This window comes from Pseudonocardia xinjiangensis (assembly GCF_050948425.1).
Taxonomy (GTDB): Bacteria; Actinomycetota; Actinomycetes; order Mycobacteriales; family Pseudonocardiaceae; genus Pseudonocardia; species Pseudonocardia xinjiangensis.
Genome location: NZ_CP192009.1, coordinates 336,273 through 354,045 on the forward strand (window position 1 = coordinate 336,273; position 17,773 = coordinate 354,045).

The 17,773-nt window shown below is 73.4% G+C and carries 14 protein-coding genes; 4 read left to right on the top strand and 10 right to left on the bottom strand.

The window, feature by feature from the left end; genetic code table 11:
* Positions 1-62: 62 nt before the first annotated feature.
* Positions 63-617 carry a hypothetical protein gene (locus ACQPZA_RS01650; protein WP_433277740.1) on the bottom strand — a complete coding sequence of 185 codons (555 nt, stop codon included), beginning with the start codon at positions 615-617 and terminating at the stop codon, positions 63-65.
* 133 nt (positions 618-750) lie between these two features.
* Entirely contained in the window at positions 751-3,063 is a 2,313-nt protein-coding gene (locus ACQPZA_RS01655) for a sodium-translocating pyrophosphatase (protein WP_169393954.1), read from the bottom strand.
* A 259-nt stretch (positions 3,064-3,322) separates the two neighbouring features.
* Between ACQPZA_RS01655 and ACQPZA_RS01660 the strand changes: the two genes are divergently transcribed.
* Together ACQPZA_RS01660 and ACQPZA_RS01665 are read left to right on the top strand one after the other, a co-directional pair.
* On the top strand, positions 3,323-4,261 hold the full coding sequence (locus ACQPZA_RS01660) for a hypothetical protein (protein WP_169393955.1): 939 nt from the start codon (positions 3,323-3,325) through the stop codon (positions 4,259-4,261).
* Positions 4,262-4,472: 211 nt separating this feature from the next.
* Positions 4,473-6,836 carry a DEAD/DEAH box helicase gene (locus tag ACQPZA_RS01665; RefSeq protein ID WP_433282635.1) on the top strand — a complete coding sequence of 788 codons (2,364 nt, stop codon included), beginning with the start codon at positions 4,473-4,475 and terminating at the stop codon, positions 6,834-6,836.
* 379 nt (positions 6,837-7,215) lie between these two features.
* On the opposite strand, the gene ACQPZA_RS01670 is transcribed toward ACQPZA_RS01665, so the two are convergent.
* The 7 genes from ACQPZA_RS01670 to ssd all read right to left on the bottom strand — a co-directional run bounded on the left by ACQPZA_RS01670 (position 7,216) and on the right by ssd (position 12,362).
* On the bottom strand, positions 7,216-7,728 hold the full coding sequence (locus tag ACQPZA_RS01670; protein WP_433277742.1) for an Rv3654c family TadE-like protein: 513 nt from the start codon (positions 7,726-7,728) through the stop codon (positions 7,216-7,218).
* On the bottom strand, positions 7,725-8,246 hold the full coding sequence (locus tag ACQPZA_RS01675; protein ID WP_433277744.1) for a TadE family type IV pilus minor pilin: 522 nt from the start codon (positions 8,244-8,246) through the stop codon (positions 7,725-7,727). The genes ACQPZA_RS01670 and ACQPZA_RS01675 overlap by 4 nt, the downstream gene beginning before the upstream one ends.
* Positions 8,246-8,461, bottom strand: coding sequence for a DUF4244 domain-containing protein (locus ACQPZA_RS01680; protein WP_169393957.1), 216 nt, complete (start codon positions 8,459-8,461; stop codon positions 8,246-8,248). Before ACQPZA_RS01680 ends, ACQPZA_RS01675 begins: the two co-directional genes overlap by 1 nt.
* A gap of 28 nt (positions 8,462-8,489) precedes the next feature.
* On the bottom strand, positions 8,490-9,236 hold the full coding sequence (locus ACQPZA_RS01685; protein ID WP_169393958.1) for a type II secretion system F family protein: 747 nt from the start codon (positions 9,234-9,236) through the stop codon (positions 8,490-8,492).
* Positions 9,236-9,916 carry a type II secretion system F family protein gene (locus ACQPZA_RS01690; protein ID WP_433277748.1) on the bottom strand — a complete coding sequence of 227 codons (681 nt, stop codon included), beginning with the start codon at positions 9,914-9,916 and terminating at the stop codon, positions 9,236-9,238. The genes ACQPZA_RS01685 and ACQPZA_RS01690 overlap by 1 nt, the downstream gene beginning before the upstream one ends.
* Before the next feature lie 113 nt (positions 9,917-10,029).
* Positions 10,030-11,199, bottom strand: a complete 1,170-nt coding sequence (locus ACQPZA_RS01695) for a TadA family conjugal transfer-associated ATPase (RefSeq protein WP_211173675.1) — start codon at positions 11,197-11,199, stop codon at positions 10,030-10,032.
* 53 nt (positions 11,200-11,252) lie between these two features.
* Positions 11,253-12,362, bottom strand: coding sequence for a septum site-determining protein Ssd (gene ssd / locus ACQPZA_RS01700; RefSeq protein WP_312858890.1), 1,110 nt, complete (start codon positions 12,360-12,362; stop codon positions 11,253-11,255).
* Positions 12,363-12,778: 416 nt separating this feature from the next.
* Between ssd and ACQPZA_RS01705 the strand changes: the two genes are divergently transcribed.
* Positions 12,779-13,609 carry an HAD family hydrolase gene (locus tag ACQPZA_RS01705; protein WP_433277750.1) on the top strand — a complete coding sequence of 277 codons (831 nt, stop codon included), beginning with the start codon at positions 12,779-12,781 and terminating at the stop codon, positions 13,607-13,609.
* A 354-nt stretch (positions 13,610-13,963) separates the two neighbouring features.
* On the opposite strand, the gene ACQPZA_RS01710 is transcribed toward ACQPZA_RS01705, so the two are convergent.
* Entirely contained in the window at positions 13,964-14,707 is a 744-nt protein-coding gene (locus tag ACQPZA_RS01710; RefSeq protein ID WP_433277751.1) for an oxidoreductase, read from the bottom strand.
* Between the two features lie 212 nt (positions 14,708-14,919).
* Here ACQPZA_RS01710 and acs point away from each other — a divergent pair, with 212 nt between their 5' ends.
* Entirely contained in the window at positions 14,920-16,905 is a 1,986-nt protein-coding gene (gene acs / locus ACQPZA_RS01715) for an acetate--CoA ligase (protein WP_433277752.1), read from the top strand.
* The last annotated feature ends 868 nt before the right edge of the window (positions 16,906-17,773 follow it).

Genomic DNA, 17,773 nt, shown 5'->3' on the forward strand with positions numbered 1-17,773 from the left:
TCGAGGGGACGTGGCCGACCAGTGTGCACGGCGGCGCGGGCGGCCCATGACTCCAGACCCGGTCAGCGCGCAGGTGAGGTGGTCGAGCGCACCTGCTGGCAGTTCGACGCCTTGTCGGCGGCGGTCCTGAGCTCGTCGGTGGCCTGCAGGCCCGCCGTCGGGTCGGCCAGGTTCCGCAGCTCCTGCAGCGGGGCCATCGCGGCCGGCAGGGCGCCTGCCATCGCCTGCGGGCTCGACGTGTCGACCCCCGCGAGCTGCCCCTTGGCCGCGTCGAAGCTCGTGCGGATCTGCGCCAGCGCGCCCTTGAGCCGTGCGACGTACTCGTCGCCGCCGGCCACCGGTGACGGCCCGACCGCGTCGAGGGCCGTGATCGACCCCTCCACGGCGGTGGCCGTGGCGCCGAAGTAGTCGCCGAGCCCGCGCACCGTGGCGACCGGGTCGACCCCGTTCACCTGCGGCTGCGTCGTGGCGGCCTTGGCGAAACCGGAGAGCGCCCCGCACACCTGGTCGGTCCACACCACCGCGTCGGACTCGGCGTCACCTCCACTGCCGCACCCGGTGGCGACGAGGAGCACGAACGCCGAGGCGAGCGTGCCGGTGAGCCTGCGAGTACCCATGCGGTCCTCCGCGACGTTGCGCTGTCAGGACGCGCGGCGCGCGTCGATCCGCGGGCAAAGTACTGGTAGTGCTCAGAAACGCCGGAGGCCGCCCACCCGAGCGGGTGAGCGGCCTTCGGGAGGGGTCGAGCGGTCAGCCGACCGAGCTCGCCGCCGGGGTGTCCGCGATCGACGTGGAGCGCCGCTTCGACACGACCACGGCCGCCACGATGATCGCCACCGCGACCAGCGCGATCGCGATCCGGAGCGGGGCCGATGCGGAGTCGCCAACCGAGAACGTCACCACTGCCGGTGCGATCAGCACCGAGACCAGGTTCATCACCTTGATCAGCGGGTTGATCGACGGGCCTGCGGTGTCCTTGAAGGGGTCACCCACCGTGTCACCGATGATGGTGGCCTCGTGGGCGGACGAGCCCTTGCCGCCGTGGTTGCCGTCCTCCACCAGCTTCTTCGCGTTGTCCCACGCGCCGCCGGAGTTGGCCAGGAAGACGGCCATCAACGTGCCCGCGGCGATGGCACCGGCCAGGTAGCCGGCCAGCGGGCCGACGCCGAGGCCGAAGCCGACGGCGATCGGGGCGAAGATCGCCAGCAGGCCGGGGGTGGCCAGCTCGCGCAGCGAGTCGCGGGTGCAGATGTCCACCACGCGGCCGTACTCCGGGCGGACGGTGCCCTCCATGATCCCGGGGTTCTCCCGGAACTGGCGGCGCACCTCGAACACGATCGCGCCGGCCGCCCGGGTGACAGCGTTGATCGCGAGCCCGGAGAACATGAACACCACCGAGGCGCCGATGATCACGCCGACGAGGGTGTTCGGGGCGAAGACCTCGAACGAGAAGGCCGTGCCGGCGTCCTGCAGGGCGACGCCCGCATCGAGCAGTGACTGGCCGATGGCGTCGCGGTAGGAGCCGAACAGCGCCGTGGCCGCGAGCACGGCCGTGGCGATCGCGATGCCCTTGGTGATGGCCTTGGTGGTGTTGCCCACCGCGTCCAGCTCGGTGAGGATGCCGACCCCGGCGCCCTCGACGTCGCCGGACATCTCCGCGATGCCCTGCGCGTTGTCGGAGACCGGACCGAAGGTGTCCATCGCGACGATCACGCCGACCGTGGTGAGCAGGCCGGTGCCGGCCAGCGCCACCGCGAACAGGGCCACCGTGATCGACCCTGTGGCCAGCGCGAACGCACCGAACACCGCCGCGCTGATGACCAGCGCGGTGTAGACGGCCGACTCGAAACCGATCGAGATACCGGCCAGGATCACCGTGGCCGGACCGGTGAGCGACGACTCCCCGACGGTCTTGACGGGCTTGTCCTCGGTGCCGGTGAAGTAGCCGGTCAGCTTGAGGATCACACCCGCCAGCACGATGCCGATGAGGACGGCGATCGAGGCGAGCAGCCGCGGGTCGCTGCCGGCCATGGCGGCGACGACGGTGGTGTCGGTCGGGCTCGTGAGTTCGCTGAAGCTGCCGGGCAGGTAGACGTAGGCGGCGATCACGCACAGCACGGCCGAGATGGCCGCGGAGATGTAGAAGCTGCGGTTGATCGTCGTCAGGCTGCTCTCGCCCTCGCGGGTGCGGGTGATGTAGACCCCGATCACCGCGGTGAGCACGCCGATGGCCGGCACGATCAGCGGGAACAGCAGGCCCTGCAGACCGAATGCGGCCGTGCCGAGGATCAGCGCGGCCACGAGCATCACGGCGTAGGACTCGAACAGGTCGGCGGCCATGCCGGCGCAGTCACCGACGTTGTCGCCCACGTTGTCCGCGATCGTCGCGGCGTTGCGGGGGTCGTCCTCGGGGATGCCCTGCTCGACCTTGCCGACGAGGTCGGCGCCCACGTCGGCGGCCTTCGTGAAGATGCCGCCGCCGACACGCATGAACATGGCGAGCAGCGCGGCGCCGAACCCGAAGCCTTCGAGCACCTTCGGTGCCTGGCCGGCGTAGACCATCACGACCACGGCCGCACCGAACAGGCCGAGGCCCACGGTGAACATGCCGACCACGCCACCGGTGCGGAACGCGATGCGGGTGGCCTTCTCCCGGCCACCCTCCTCGCGCGCCGCCGCGGCGACGCGGATGTTGGCGAAGGTGGCCAGCCGCATCCCCAGGTTGCCGATGGTGGCGGAGAACGCCGCACCGACGAGGAAGAAGATCGATCGCCCGATGCGCTCGCCGAGGTCGTCCGCGGGTAGCGCGAAGAGCAGGACGAACACGATCACGACGAACACGCCGAGCGTGCGGAACTGGCGGTTGAGGTACGCCGTGGCGCCTTCCTGGACCGCTCGGCCGATCTCCTGCATCTTGGGGGTGCCCTCGCCTGCGGCGAGGACCTCCCGGCGCAGGACGAAGCCGATGGCCAGGGCAGCGAGGGCGACCACCGCGACCACACCGACGAGGATGCGGTCATTCGCCCCGAGCTCGAGGCCCTGGGCGAGGGTGGACACGTGCATCCGTCCTCCTGGTTCAGTGAATACCGGAGCCAGGGAACTCAGACGGCACCCCTGGCGTCTTACCCGTCACCGCAGGTAGGCGCGGTACAGGCACAGGCAGTCTATGGGGGTGGGGCGGCCCCCTCGCCAGGCAGGGGCAGCGAAACGCTAAGCTTAACGATCTGATCACGAGCCCGTCGATTGCGGTTGGGACTGCGAACTGGGTGATGGTGACGATCGTGATGTTGACGTGATAGCCCGCGCTCCCCGCCGGACCCGCGTGATAGTCATCGGCTGTGCTCTCGCGCTCCTCTTCGCGGTGCCGATCGTCGCGGCGAGCGGGCTCGGTCATGCCCGCGCCACCGCCGGCGCCCAGCAGCGGCTCGCCGGGCCGATCGCCGTGGCGCCGGTAGCCCAGTCCGCCGCCGAGCCGGGCCGGGGCTCCCAGTCCGCACCGGCCCCGCCCGCCTCGCCCCGCAGAGAGGTCGCCCGTGCCGTGGTCGCGGCAGCCGAGGGTGCGGCGGCAGGCACCACCGAGCTCGCCGTGGCCGTGCTGGACCGCGAGACGGGCGAGCTGGCACTCGGGGCGCGAGGGGCCGAGCCCTACTACACGGCCTCGCTCTCGAAGGTCGTCGTGGCCGTGGACATCCTGGACCGCAGGCGGCTCGAGGGCCTGGCCGTCGCCGATCCCGACATCGCGCTGCTGCGCCGGTCGCTGGGCCCCAGCGACGACGGCGCGATGAACACGCTGTGGAGCCGCTTCGACGGTGTCGGCGCCGTCGGCCGGGTGAGCAGCCGGTTGGGCCTCAGCGGCACCGCCGCGCCGCGCGACCCCTCCCAGTGGGGTGAGGTGTCGGTGCCGGCCGCCGACACGGTGAAGATCTGGCAGCACATCCTCGACGAGATGCCGCCCGCCGACCGCGACCTGCTGGTCTCCGCCATGGACGCGGCTCCGCCGCAAGCCGCCGACGGGTTCAACCAGGCCTACGGCCTGCTGGCGCCGGCCGTCGACGGGCCCGGCGCCCCGGGAGCGGTGGCCAAGCAGGGCTGGATGTGCTGCTTCTCCGGCAAGTACTACATGCACAGCACGGGCGCGGTCGGTCCCGACCGCCGCTTCGTGGTGGCGCTGCTGACCAGGGTGCCGCGGGCACCGGGCTGGGAGGTCTCGCGCCAGGAGCTCACCCGCATCGCCACCGCGGCCACGCAGGCCATGGCCTGACTGTCGGCGGGGTGTGCCAACCTCGGACACCGTGGGGTGTGGTGGGAACGGACGAGCCGGTGGCGCGGCGGGCGCGGGGATCGGGACCCGACCCGGGCGTGGCGAGTTCCTCCTGCGCCGGGTGCTTGCCGGATCGGGAGCCGAGCTTCCGCCGCACTGGACGGTGACCGACGGGGCGGCGATCGAGGACGAGACGTCCCCGGGCCCCGCGATGACGGTGGCGCGGTGCGCGGACGACCTCCCCCAGCACGCGGACGATGACGCGGCAGGGCCACTGCGGCACGCCGTGCGGCTGCCCCCGCGCCCCGGCCGCTCCGTCGAATGGCCGGACTGGGTGCCCTCGCACGTGCGGGAGGCGCTGGGTCGCACCGGGATGCGGAGCCCGTGGAGTCATCAGGCGGCCGCAGCCGCACTGGCCCACGCAGGTCGGGACGTCGTGGTGGCCACGGGCACGGCGTCGGGGAAGTCGCTCGCCTACCAGCTGCCCGTGCTCGCGCGTTTCGCCGAGCAGCCCCGGGCCACCGCTCTCTACCTGTCCCCGACGAAGGCCCTCGCGGCCGACCAGCTCCGCGCTCTCGACGCGCTCGGCCTCCCCGACGTGCGCCCGGCCGCTCTCGACGGGGACACCCCCATGGACGCCCGCGACTGGGCACAGCAGCACGGGCGCTGGGTGTTCAGCAACCCCGACATGCTGCACCGCTCCGTGCTGCCGCGGCACGCGCGATGGGCCGCATTCCTGCGCAGGTTGCAGTTCGTCGTCGTCGACGAGTGCCACACCTACCGCGGGGTGTTCGGCTCGCACGTCGCGCTGCTGCTGCGCCGGCTGCTGCGGATCTGCGCCCGCTACGGGTCGCATCCCACGCTCGTGCTGGCGTCGGCCACCGTGGCGGAGCCTGCGGCCTTCGCGTCCCGGCTCACCGGTCGCGACGTCGTCGCGGTCACCGACGACGGTTCGCCGGGAGCCGGTCGCACCGTCGCGTTGTGGGAGCCGCCGCTGCTGCCCGAGCTGGTGGGGGAGAACGGGGCGCCCGTGCGCCGGGCCGCCGGTGCCGAGGCCGCCCGGATGCTCGCGGACCTCGTGGTGGAGGGTGCGCGCACCCTCGCCTTCGTGCGGTCCCGCCGGGGGGCCGAGGTCACCGCGCTGGGCGCGCAGCGGCTGCTCGCCGACGTCGACCCGGCGCTGGTCGAGCGCGTGGCCGCATACCGCGGCGGTTACCTGCCCGAGGAGCGCCGTGCTCTGGAGGTGGCGCTGGCGAGCGGCGAGCTGCTCGGCGTGGCCACCACCAACGCGCTCGAGCTGGGTGTCGACATCGCCGGTCTCGACGCGGTGGTGGTGGCCGGCTTCCCGGGCACGCGGGCGTCCTTCTGGCAGCAGTCCGGCCGTGCCGGGCGGGCTCGGGAGGAGGCGCTCGTGGTGCTCGTCGCCCGGGACGACCCGATGGACACCTACCTGGTGCACCACCCGGAGGCGCTGCTCGGAGCTCCGGTGGAGGGTTGCGTCCTGGACCCGCACAACCCCTACGTCCTCGCACCGCAGCTCGTCTGTGCCGCTGCCGAGCTCCCGCTCACCGAGCACGACGTGGCCGAGGTGTTCGGCGGTGCGCCTGCGGCGGCCGTGCTGGACGAGCTCGTCGCCGACGGTGTGCTGCGGCGCAGGCCCACGGGCTGGTTCTGGCCGTCCACGCGGGAGCGCCCGGCAGGATCGGTGGACATCCGGGGGTCGGGCCTCGGCCAGGTGGCGGTGGTGGAGGGGGAGACCGGCCGGATGCTGGGCACGGTGGACGGCCCCTCGGCCCCGGCCACCGCACACCCCGGCGCGGTGTACCTGCACCGGGGGGAGAGCTACCTCGTGGAGGACCTCGACCTCGACGCCGGCGTGGCCCTGGTGCGTTCCGCCGACCCGGACTGGCGCACGGACGCCCGTTCCACCGCCGACGTGGAGGTGGCGCGGGTCCTCGCCCACCGCGACCTCGGTGCCGTGCGGGTGTCGTTCGGGGAGGTCACGGTGACCTCGCAGGTGGTGGCCTACCAGCGCCGTGCTCCCGACGGCACCGTCCTGGAGACCGTGCCGCTCGACCTTCCGGAGCAGACCCTGCACACCCGCGGCGTCTGGTACGACCTCGACGAGGGGGCGCTGATCGCCGCCGGGGTGCCGCCCGTGCGGATCCCCGGGGCGCTGCACGCCGCGGAGCACGCCGCGATCGGTCTGCTCCCGCTGTTCGCGATCTGCGACCGATGGGACATCGGTGGCATGTCCACCGCTCTGCACCCGCACACGGGCCGGCCGACGGTCTTCGTGCACGACGGCCATCCCGGCGGCGCCGGGTTCGCCGAACGCGGGCACGCTGTTCTCGCGGCATGGTTGACGGCCACGCGGGACGCGATCCGCGGCTGCGAATGCCGTGCCGGCTGCCCGTCCTGCGTGCAGTCCCCCAAGTGCGGGAACGGCAACGTGCCGCTCGACAAGGCGGGCGCGGTCATCGTGCTGGGTGTGGTGCTCGATGCGCTGCCGGGGGCACCGGAGGCGGGGAGAACGACGTCATCCGCCCTGCACGGGGGGCCGCCGGCGAGATAGCCGCCGCCGGCCGGCCACATCGGGGGCCGGGCCGGCCGGCGACGGCCGGAGCGCGGTGGAACCGGTATCGGGGTGGGCGTCGGGGGGGACGCGCCGGCCCCACCGCAGCCTGGGGAGCGAGCTCGTGGTGCGGGTGGCCGAAACCGCCTGCAACCACATCAAGTAGGCGCTCCTGCCCCGGGTGCCGCCAGTGGTCGTCGCCCATCGGTTCTGCAGCCACGACGAGCGTTACGGTGCTGCGCCGAGTCGTCGGACGGCAGGCCCAAGGTGACGAATCCGGCCGTTGGGATAGCCCTCGCCCACCCGTCGAGTCGAGTCGACCGCTCGCCGCGACGATTTCCGCATGATGGGCAGCGAATCGCGGATCGTCAGACAAAACCTATCGGATGGCGGATCCGGTCCATGATCCGGGTCGAATGGTAGGTACGGGCCGGTGTCGATGCCGGCCCACACCCGCCGGGGCGCCGACCTGAACCAGCCCTGGATGGGGCGGCGCTGCGGATGTCGCCGGTGTCCCTGCTGGGTCGGGTTCTGCCGGCCCAGCGCGCGCCCGCCCGACCGCGTCGGCGGCGCCGGGAAGCGCGAGCGGTACCGCGACGTGGACCTCGACCAGCGCGTCCCACTCCGACAGCAGGCAGCGGGCGACCGCGGCCCCCATCCTCTCGGCGATCACCTCGGCCCGCCGGCACGCGGCCGCGGCGCCGTGGACGGCGTGCCCAGCTGCCGCGAGGGCGGCGAGGTCGGCAGCGGCCTCCGCCCGGTGGCGCGCCGCGACAGCGGCGCCGAGATGCAGACCGAGCAGCAGCGCCGCCACGATCACGGCGGCGGCCGCCGCGGCCCAGACGGTGGCGATGCCGTCGTCGCGCGGCCGGTGCGTCGGGCGGCGGATCATGGGGCTGTCGCACCGGGTTCGAGTGCGGCCACGGCGCGTCCGCTCACCCGTAGGGGGAGTGGGTGCAGCAGCTCACCGGAGACCTCCACGACCACGAGGTCGTCCTGGTGCACCAACTCGAGACGTGCGCCGTCGGGCGCGAGAGCGGCGGCCACGGCACGGCCGCGGTCGGGTTCGCCCCGGGCGGCGAGCCGGGCGAGCTCGCGCGCGGCGTCGATGCAGCGGATCGCCGCCGCGACCGCGACGACCGACCCGACGGCCACCGCCAGAAACACCGCGAGGCTGCACAGGGCCAGCGCGGCCTCCACGGTGACGGAGCCGCGGTCCGCCCGAGCGGCTGCCCGGCGGGCCTCTCTCCTTCCCGTGCCGGTGAGTGGCTGCCAGTGCCACCGCGCTCGCCGCCCCGCCGCTCGGGCGGATCTCCACGCGCGCCGCGGGGTGCCCGCACGCCGGTGCCGCAGGGCGTACCGGCGGGGAAACCGGTGCACCACCCGCGCCACCGGCGTGCGGGCGGGCATCAGAACGACACCGACAGCGCGCGCTGCACGAGATCGGTGAGCGCCGTGACGATGGACTCGCCGCTGATGACGGCGTAGAGGACGGCAGCGAACGCGGCGGCGGCGATGGTGCCGATCGCGTACTCGACCGTGCTCATGCCCGCGTCGTCGTCGCGGAGCAGCCGCAGCCGGGTCGCGGCGGTCTGCGGGATGGGGGAGGTGTGCAACAGGGACATGAGGATCTCCTTCGGGTAGGCGCGGTGGTCACCACTGCGCGAGTGCCTCGCCCGCCAGGCCGATGACGACCGGGGCGATACCGAGGACCAGGAACGCGGGGAGGAAGCAGAGTCCGAGAGGGCCGGTGATGTGCACCGCGGCGCGCTGGGACCTGGCCTGCGCGGAGTCGAGGAGGTCGGCCCGGAGCCGCGCGCCCTCGGCCCTGGCCACCTGGGCCAGTGCGGCTCCGGTGCCGGCGGATCGGCCCGCGGCCCGGGCGAACGTCGCGAGCACGGGCACGTCCTCGGCCGCGATCCACGCTTCGACCGGATCGGCACCGAGCTCGAGCAGGCCGGCGACCCTTCGCAGGTGGGTGCCGGTGGAGCCGTGGAGGGGCTCCGCCGCCGCAGCCACCGCGATCGACACGGGGAGCCCCGCCTCCAGGCACACGGCCAGGAGCTCCCAGCCGCCGGCGATGTCGCCGTCCTGTTCGGTGGCCGGTGCGGAGCGGGCCGCGGCCCGGCGGACGGCCAGCGCCCCGGCTCCACCCGCCGCGGCTCCCAGCACCACGCCTGCGGCGGCACCCGCGACCGTCCATCCGAGTGCGCCGGCCGCGACGGCGCCGACGACCACCCAGGAGCTGCGGAGCGCAGGCGGCGCGACGGCGTCGACCGGTCCCGGCGCCGTGCTCTGCAGCGCCAGCAGCCGGCCGGCGCCGTGGCGGCCACCGGGAACGAGCAGGGCGAGTGCCAGCACGACGAGCGCCGCGGTGACGGTGCCGGGCACGGCGGTCATCACGGCACCGCCGAACGAAGAATGTGCTCCGACCACGCCGCTCCGGCTGCCACCAGCGCGACGCCGGTGACCAGCATGACCTGACCGAGGACGCCACCGCGCAGGACCGCGACCGGATCGGCGCCGACGAGCTGGCCGAGACCGAGCCCGAGCAGTGGCAGTGCGGTGAGCACGTGTGCGGTGGCCCGGGGCCCGGCGAGCTGGGCTCGCACCGTGGCCCCGAACCGCACTCGCCAGCGGATGTCGTGGTGGGCGCGGGCGAGCAGCTCGGCGAGCGGGATGCCGTGCCGCTCCGCCAGCGACCATGCCACGGCGATCCGCTCCACGTCGGGACCGATCTCGGGCCGGTGGGCGCTGCCTCGGCGCAGTGCGGCGGAGACGCTGTCGCCGAGGCGCGCGGCGGCCGCCGCCGGGGCCAGGATGTCGCGGGCGAGCGGGCCGTCGGCGCGCACCCCGCCCAGCGCGGCAGCCGGGTGGCTGCCCGCCCGGAGCTCCTCCGTGATCCGGGAGACGGCATCGGCCAGCTGTGCGGACGTGGTGGCTGCGATGGTGCTCACCTGGTGGCGCGCCCGCCGCCTGCGCACCGTGAACGCGACGAGTGCCCCGGCCAGTGCTCCGCCCGGCCCCGCCGCCAGCAGCCCGGCGCAGCCGCCGAGCAGGATGGGACCGGTCGCCCACATCTGCCGGCTCCGGCGACGTGAACGGGCCGGCCAGAGCGCCGCGAACCTACCCACGCCTGCGGGTGCGGGCAGGCACGTGATCGCCGCAGCCAGTGCGGCGCATGCCATCGCGTTCACCACGGCCCGCGCACCCCGCGATCGGTGAGCAGCCGCTCGAGGCCGTCGCGGCCACCGGCCCATCCGTGCGTGCGGCTCCACGCCGGGTCGACCGTGACTCCCTCCGCCGAGCGCGACAGCACCCCCACGACGTCGAGCACCCGGCCGCCGGACGCCAGCCTGCGCATGTGCAGCACCACCTGCACGGCTGCGGCGAGCTGGCTGTGCAGGGCCGCCCGCGGCAGGCCACCGGTGGCCGCCAGCGCCTCCATGCGCGCCGGCACCTCGCGTGCCGAGTTGGCGTGCACGGTGCCGGAGCCACCGTCGTGGCCGGTGTTGAGGGCGGCCAGGAGATCGCAGACCTCGGCGCCGCGCACCTCACCGACCACGAGCCGGTCGGGGCGCATCCGCAGCGCCTGGCGAACCAGGTCGCGCAGCACGACCCCGCCGGCGCCCTCGATGTTGGCCGGCCGGGCGACGAGCCGCACCACGTGCGGGTGGCGGGGCCGCAGCTCCTCCGCGTCCTCGACACAGACGATCCGCTCCCGAGGGTCGACGGCGCTGAGCATCGCGGCGAGGATCGTGGTCTTGCCGGTGCCGGTGCCGCCGGACACGAGGAAGGCGAGCCGCGCGGCGAGCACCGCCCGCAGCAGGGCCTCCCCGGTGGCGTCGACGGTGCCGAGCGCGCGGAGGGCCGCGAGGTCGTGCGCCGCGGGACGCAGCACGCGCAGGGACAGACACGTGCCGTCGGCGGCGATCGGCGGCAGGACGGCGTGCAGCCGGACCCCGACGTCGGCGATCCAGCCGTCGACGTACGGGCTGGCGTCGTCGAGGCGACGGCCTGCGGCGATGGCCAGGCGCTGGGCCAGCCTGCGTACGGCGGCCTCGTCGGTGAACCGGACGTCGGTGGCCTCGAGGCCCGACCCGCGGTCGACCCACACCGAGCCGGGGCCGCACACCAGGACGTCGGTGGTGCGGGGGTCGCGCAGCAGCTCGTCGAGCGGTCCGGCGCCGACGAACTCCTGTCGCAGAACTCGCAGCGCCGCGAGCACGTCGAGATCGGAGGCGACGCCCCCGGCTTCCGCTCGGACGGCCGCGGCCACCGCGGCCTGGGTGATCTCGCCGCCGGCTGCGGCGAGCCGGGAGCGCACGCGGTCGACCAACTCGGAGGCGCTCCGCCCGCGCAGCTCGACCGGCGGCCGACCGGCGAGCGTGGTGGCCACGCTCCGGCCCGGCCCGCTCACGGCCGTGCCCCGGAGGTCCGCGCCGCGGTGGCGTGCAGCTCGGTGAGTACCGCCTGTGCCGCCGCGGCGAGCGGCCCCCGAGGACGACCCGGTGCGGTGCCGCGCTCCAGCGCACGGGCGAGACCCGCCTCGGGCCGCATCGCCGCGAGCAGCGGCAGGCCCAGCGCGCGTGCGACCTCGGCGGCATCCACACCTCCCGGCGCCGGACCCCGTACGACGAGACGGACCGGTCCGCCGTGCTCGCTCAGAACCGCGGCCACCCTGGCGCCCGCCGCGCACGACCGCACGTCGGCCGGAACGACGAGCACGGTGAGGTCGGCGGTTGCCAACGCGGCGATCGCGGCGTCGGTGGGGTAGCGGGGAAGATCACAGACGACCGTCTCGCCTGCTCGCCTGCCGGCCTCGATGACCGAACGGACGGCAGCCGGGGACGGCCCGTGTGCTGACCGGTCGCAGGACAGCACCGCCAGCTCGCCCCCGCCCCGGCGGGCGACCGCGGGTGCAGGAAGGGCGGCGTGCAGCGCGGTGGCAGGCACCCGACCGCCCTCGACCCCGATGTCGGGCCATCGCAGGCCGCCGAGCTCCTCCGCGCCGAGCACGAGGTCGAGACCGCCGCCGAGTGGGTCGCAGTCGACGAGCAGCACCCGCGAGCCCTCACGCACGGCGGTGACCGCGACGGCGGCGGCGAGTACGGAAGCACCGGCGCCACCCCGGCCGCCGACGACGGCCAGCACGGCGCCGTCGTGGCCCGGCCCCTCAGCGGCTTCGGTGAAGGCGGCCACCAGCCAGGACTCGGCGTCGGGCAGGGAGATGACGTGCTCGGCCCCCACCGCGACGGCGTGCTGCCACACGGGAGGCGCGGGTTCGCCACGGACGGCGACGATCACCTCGCCCCGGCGGGGCAGCCCGGCCTGCGCGCACTGCTGCGCGGCCGCCGCGTCGAGCAGCACGAGGGGTGCTCCCGGCCAGTGCGGCCGGGCCTGCGCCGCGTCGACCGTGCGGTGGAGCTCACAGCCCGCTGCCGCGGCCAACCGCAGGACGGTGTCGAGCAGTTCGGGGTCGGACACCATCACCAACCCGCGACGTTCGCCTGAGCCCTGATGCACCGCGACCTCCCTCGTCGTGCCGCTCGGGGGGAGCGGCGAGATCAGAGTGAGGTGCGGGTGGCTGCGTCGGAGGACGGATCGTCAACCTGTGGACAGCCAGTAGCCGATGTGGACAACCGTGCCCGATCGGCGCAGCTGTGCCGGGTTCTGTCGGGGCGCCCGGCAAGAGTTGATTCGGGGGGCCCCTCCGGGCTCCCCTGGACATGGGACGGCCCCCGCCAGGGGGGATTGGCGGGGGCCGTCGGTGGTTCAGCTCCGGGGGGTCGAGCTGAACCGCGCCCGGACACGTCCGGGCACCACCAACTGTAGCCCTTGAAAGGCTGCAACGCGCGCCCCTGGACGGAGCATCTGTGCAGCGTCCGCGGTGCGCCGTGGGGTCCGCCACTCCCTGTCGGGTTCTGGCAAGCTCGCTCCACGTGCCTGGTCCGTTGCCGACGCTACCCCCGAACCCGCCTCCAGCGGCCTCTGGAGCCGCTGCCTTCTTCGATCTTGACAAGACGATCATCGCGGGCTCCAGCGCCCTTGCGTTCAGCCGACCGTTCCGCCGCCGGGGGTTGATCAGCAGGCGGGCGGCGCTGCGCAGCGGATACGCCCAGTTACTGCTCGTGCTCTCCGGCGCGGACGCGGACACGATGGACCTGCTGCGCAGGCGGATCACCGCGCTCTGCACGGGGTGGGAGGTGGCGCAGATCCGGGCGATCGTCGCCGAGACCCTGCACGACATCGTCGAGCCGCTCGTGTACGCCGAGGCCGCCGAGCTGATCGCCGAGCACCGGGCGAACGGTGACGAGGTCATCGTGCTGTCCGCCTCTGGCCTGGAGGTCGTGGAACCCATCGCTGCTCTCGTGGGAGCCGACCGCTGCCTGGCCACGCGGATGAGCGTCGAGGAGGGCCGCTACACAGGTGTGATCGACTACTACTGCTACGGCGAGGAGAAGGCCGAGGCGGCGCGGAAGATCGCGGACGAGCGCGGCTACCGGCTGGAGGACTGCCGGGCCTACTCCGACTCGATCACGGACCTGCCGCTGCTGGAGACCGTCGGGCATCCCACGGTCGTCAACCCGGACAAGGGCCTGCGCCGGGAGGCGATGCAGCGCGGCTGGCCGATCCTGACGTTCGCCGACCCCGTGGCGCTGCGCCGGTTCCGACCCCCGGAGAGGAGCGCGACCTTCGCCGCGGCCGGACTGGGCGCGGCGGCGCTCGTGGGTGCGTCCTGGTACGGCCACAAGCGGTGGACCCGCCGGTGACGAGGCCGGCGATGTTCTGAACCGGTGCACTGCCGTCCGACCCTTGCTGTGCTTCCCGTCACGTACTACAAAGGGGTCACGGACTCCTGTTCGGCCAGGGGCGGTGCGGCAGAGAAGCACCCGTCCACCCCGAGCGGGTCTCCGTGCATGAGTGTCGGGCGCTCCACGCGCAGCACGCCGCGGGAGGCATGTCGTCGTGGGCCTGCGTATCGGGACGCTGGACGCCGAGGCCACCAACACGACACGTAGTGCACGCCTGGATCTCGATGCTCACGCGCAGATGGGCGGCGTTCCTCCGGGGATGCCGCCCGTCTCTTTTTCTCCCGCCGGACGTTCTCGCGGCCGTACAGGGGCTCAGGTCCGGGCGTCGGCGATCGAGATTCCCTCCCGGGCCCCGGCCTCCCACTGCGCGCAGCAGTGCAGCAGCCAGGTCGTGATGCCCTCGGGTGAGCCGGCGGCGAAGGCGCCGGCCGCGTCGCGGTACTCGGCGGCGTGGCGCAGGTGGCCCACCTCCGGGACGGCGAGCCCCTTCGGGTCGAGGCCGGCGGCCACGGCCGTGAGCCGGGCCGCGGCCCGCGCCACCACGCCGTTGGCGGTGGCGAAGGGGGCGAGCGCCAGCAGTTCTCCGTGCACCACGGCGACGAGAACGGGGGCGGGCACGGACGTTCCGCCGGTGAGCAGCCGGGCGAGCAGGTCGAGCCGGGCCGACACCTCGGCGTCCGCCCGCGGCCGACCGAGCTCGGTGCCGTGGCGCTCAGCAGGCACGAGATCGGCAGCGGCCACGAGGTGCAGGCGGGCCAGCGCCTGCAGCGGAGAGGTGCGCCAGACCCCGAGGAGCCTGCCGGACTCCTCGGCCACGCGCACGGCCCCGGCCAGTACCGGGCTGCGCACGGTGTCCTCGGTCCCGATGGCCGCGCCGTCGAGTGCGGCGGACGCCCGCGCCGCGCGCAGGCTCGCCTCGGCCGCGCTCGCCGGCCAGCCGCGCCGGTTCACCGGGTGGTTGTGCACGGCCACGACCGCGTCCCGGGCACTGGTCACGGCGTCGGAGACGCCGGGCAGCCCCAGCAGGGGGGCGAGCGGATCGGTGGTCGCTGGCACCCCGGCATGGTGCCATCCACGGGCGCTCGTCCCCGGGCTCGGGCGACCGCGAATCCCGGCCGGTCGCGACCCCCGGCCCGCGGTCCTACGATCGGGGCCCTACCTGCCCGTACTGGCGGTGCGCTGGGAGAGAGGGGCCGCTAGCGTCGTCCCTCGCACGGGAGCCGGGCAAGTACCGCCCGGTGTATGCGCCCAGGATCTGGAGGGCATTGATGGCCGAGGAATCGACGAACGCCACACTGAGCAACCTGGCGACCGAGAGTCGGAGTTTTCCTCCGAGTGACGAGTTCGCTGCCCAGGCCAACGCCACGGCCGAGTGGTACGACCGCGCCGACTCCGACCGCGAGACCTTCTGGGCCGAGCAGGCCGATCGCCTGCACTGGCACCAGAAGTGGGACAAGGTCCTGGAGTGGGACGCTCCGTTCGCCCAGTGGTTCGTGGGCGGCAAGCTGAACGTCGCCTACAACTGCGTCGACCGGCACGTCGAGGACGGCCACGGCGAGCAGGTCGCGTTCCACTGGGAGGGCGAGCCCGGTGACACCCGCACCATCACCTACGCGGATCTGAAGAGCGAGGTCTGCAAGGCGGCCAACGCCCTCACCGAGCTCGGCGTGCAGACCGGTGACCGGGTGGCGATCCAGCTCCCGATGATCCCGGAGGCAGTGGTGGCGATGCTGGCCTGCGCCCGGCTGGGGGCGGCGCACAGCGTCGTGTTCGGCGGGTTCTCGCCCGGCGCGCTGCGGTCGCGGATCGAGGACGCCGAGGCGAAGCTGCTGATCACCTCCGACGGGCAGTACCGGCGCGGGAAGCCGGCACCGATGAAGGAGAACACCGACGAGGCGGTCAAGGACACGCCGTCCATCGAGCACGTGCTGGTGGTCAAGCGCACCGAGACCGAGGTGCCGTGGACCGAGGGCCGTGACGTCTGGTGGCACGACATCGTCGACCGGCAGTCCGACGAGCACGAGGCGCAGCCGTTCGACTCCGAGCACCCGCTGTACATCCTCTACACCTCGGGCACCACCGGTAAGCCCAAGGGCATCCTGCACACCTCCGGCGGCTACCTCACGCAGGCCGCCTACACCCACCACGTGGTGTTCGACCACAAGCCGGGGGAGAGCGTCTACTGGTGCACCGCCGACATCGGCTGGGTCACGGGGCACACCTACATCGTGTACGGGCCGCTGGCCAACCGCGCGACGTCGGTGATGTACGAGGGCACGCCCAACACGCCCCACGAGGGGCGCCACTGGGAGATCATCCAGAAGTACGGCGTCTCCATCTACTACACCGCACCCACGCTGATCCGCACGTTCATGAAGTGGGGCAAGGAGATCCCGGACAAGTTCGACCTCTCCTCGCTCAAGGTTCTCGGCACGGTCGGCGAGCCGATCAACCCCGAGGCATGGATGTGGTACCGGGAGAACATCGGCCACGACAAGTGCCCGATCGTCGACACCTGGTGGCAGACCGAGACCGGCGCGATCATGATCGCGCCCCTGCCCGGCGTCACGGCGACGAAGCCCGGTTCCGCGATGCGTGCGGTGCCGGGGATCGCCGCGAACGTCGTCGACGAGTCCGGCACCCCGGTGGGGCCCGGCGGCGGTGGCTACCTCGTGCTCGACAAGCCATGGCCGGCGATGCTGCGGGGCATCTGGGGCGACGAGGAGCGCTACCGCGAGACCTACTGGTCGCGGTTCGCCGAGCAGGGCTACTACTTCGCGGGTGACGGCGCGAAGTACGACGACGACGGCGCGGTCTGGCTGCTCGGGCGCGTCGACGACGTGATGAACGTGTCGGGCCACCGCATCTCCACGACGGAGGTGGAGTCGGCGCTGGTCAGCCACCCGACGGTGGCCGAGGCGGCCGTGGTCGGAGCCTCCGACCCGACCACCGGGCAGGGAATCGTCGCGTTCGTCATCCTGCGGGGCAACGTCGCCCAGGACGAGGGGAAGGGCGCGGACGCCATCAAGGCCCTGCGCGACCACGTGTCCAAGGAGATCGGCCCGATCGCGAAGCCGCGCCAGATCATGGTCGTTGACGAGCTGCCGAAGACCCGCTCGGGCAAGATCATGCGCAGGCTGCTGCGCGATGTCGCGGAGAACCGCGAGGTCGGGGACGTCACCACGCTGGCCGACTCCTCGGTCATGGACCTCATCTCCGAGGGTCTCAAGGACGGCGGCAAGTCGGAGGACTGACCGCTGCTCCTCCCGGCCCGGCGTGTTCGCCGGGCCGGGAGCGGCAGGCCGGGCCGACCTCGCCGGCACCACCCCTTCTCATCCGGTCGCGACCTGTCGGGCCACGTCCACGGTCCCGCCCGCGCCCGTAGTCGCCTGCGCAGGCGTTCCGCTGCGCGGGACGCTCCCGCGCCCGTCGCGCCGGGAGACGCTCCCAGCGGCCCCGTGGGCGCCGCTCGAGATGCATAGCCTCCGGTAAAGCCCGTGCGCCGTCGCCGGCGGCACCGAGGCGCCGTTCCCGGGGCACGCAGCGGTCACGAAGTCGGACGGACCGCCGTTTCCGCCGGGCCCCGCGATCCGTGCCTCCCTGCTCGGAGGCTGCGCGGCGGTCCGCACGCTCCCACGCTCGTCCGCCCGCCCTGCTCAGGCCTGTCACCGGCGTGTCCGCGGCTCGCACCGCCGCTCCCGCGGAACAGATGGAACGAACCGGGAGAAAATCACCTGATTCGGACAATTAGCTAAGGTAAAGAAGTCTAAAAGATCTTCGCCGAGATCAGTAAAGAATGGCGACTCAGCGCCGGGCGGTAGCAACTAATTCTGGACAACCAGCCATACCGTATGCAGTATGTGAACCAGCACCGCGGCGGCGACACAAGGAGATGCGTTCCATGTCTCAGCTGGTCCCCATGAGAGCCCTGCGGACGTCCGAATCCACTCGTACACCACGAGTGGATGCCTCACCAGTTCCCTGAGTGCGTGCCTGACGGCCGGTTCACCAGTGTTCTTGCTGGTGGACGCCCGGCCGGCAGGACCGGGTCCGTCCGGGGCCGGCTGAGACCGGACGGTCCGGAACCTATACCCAATACCCGGAGCAGCAGTGCGGCGGATA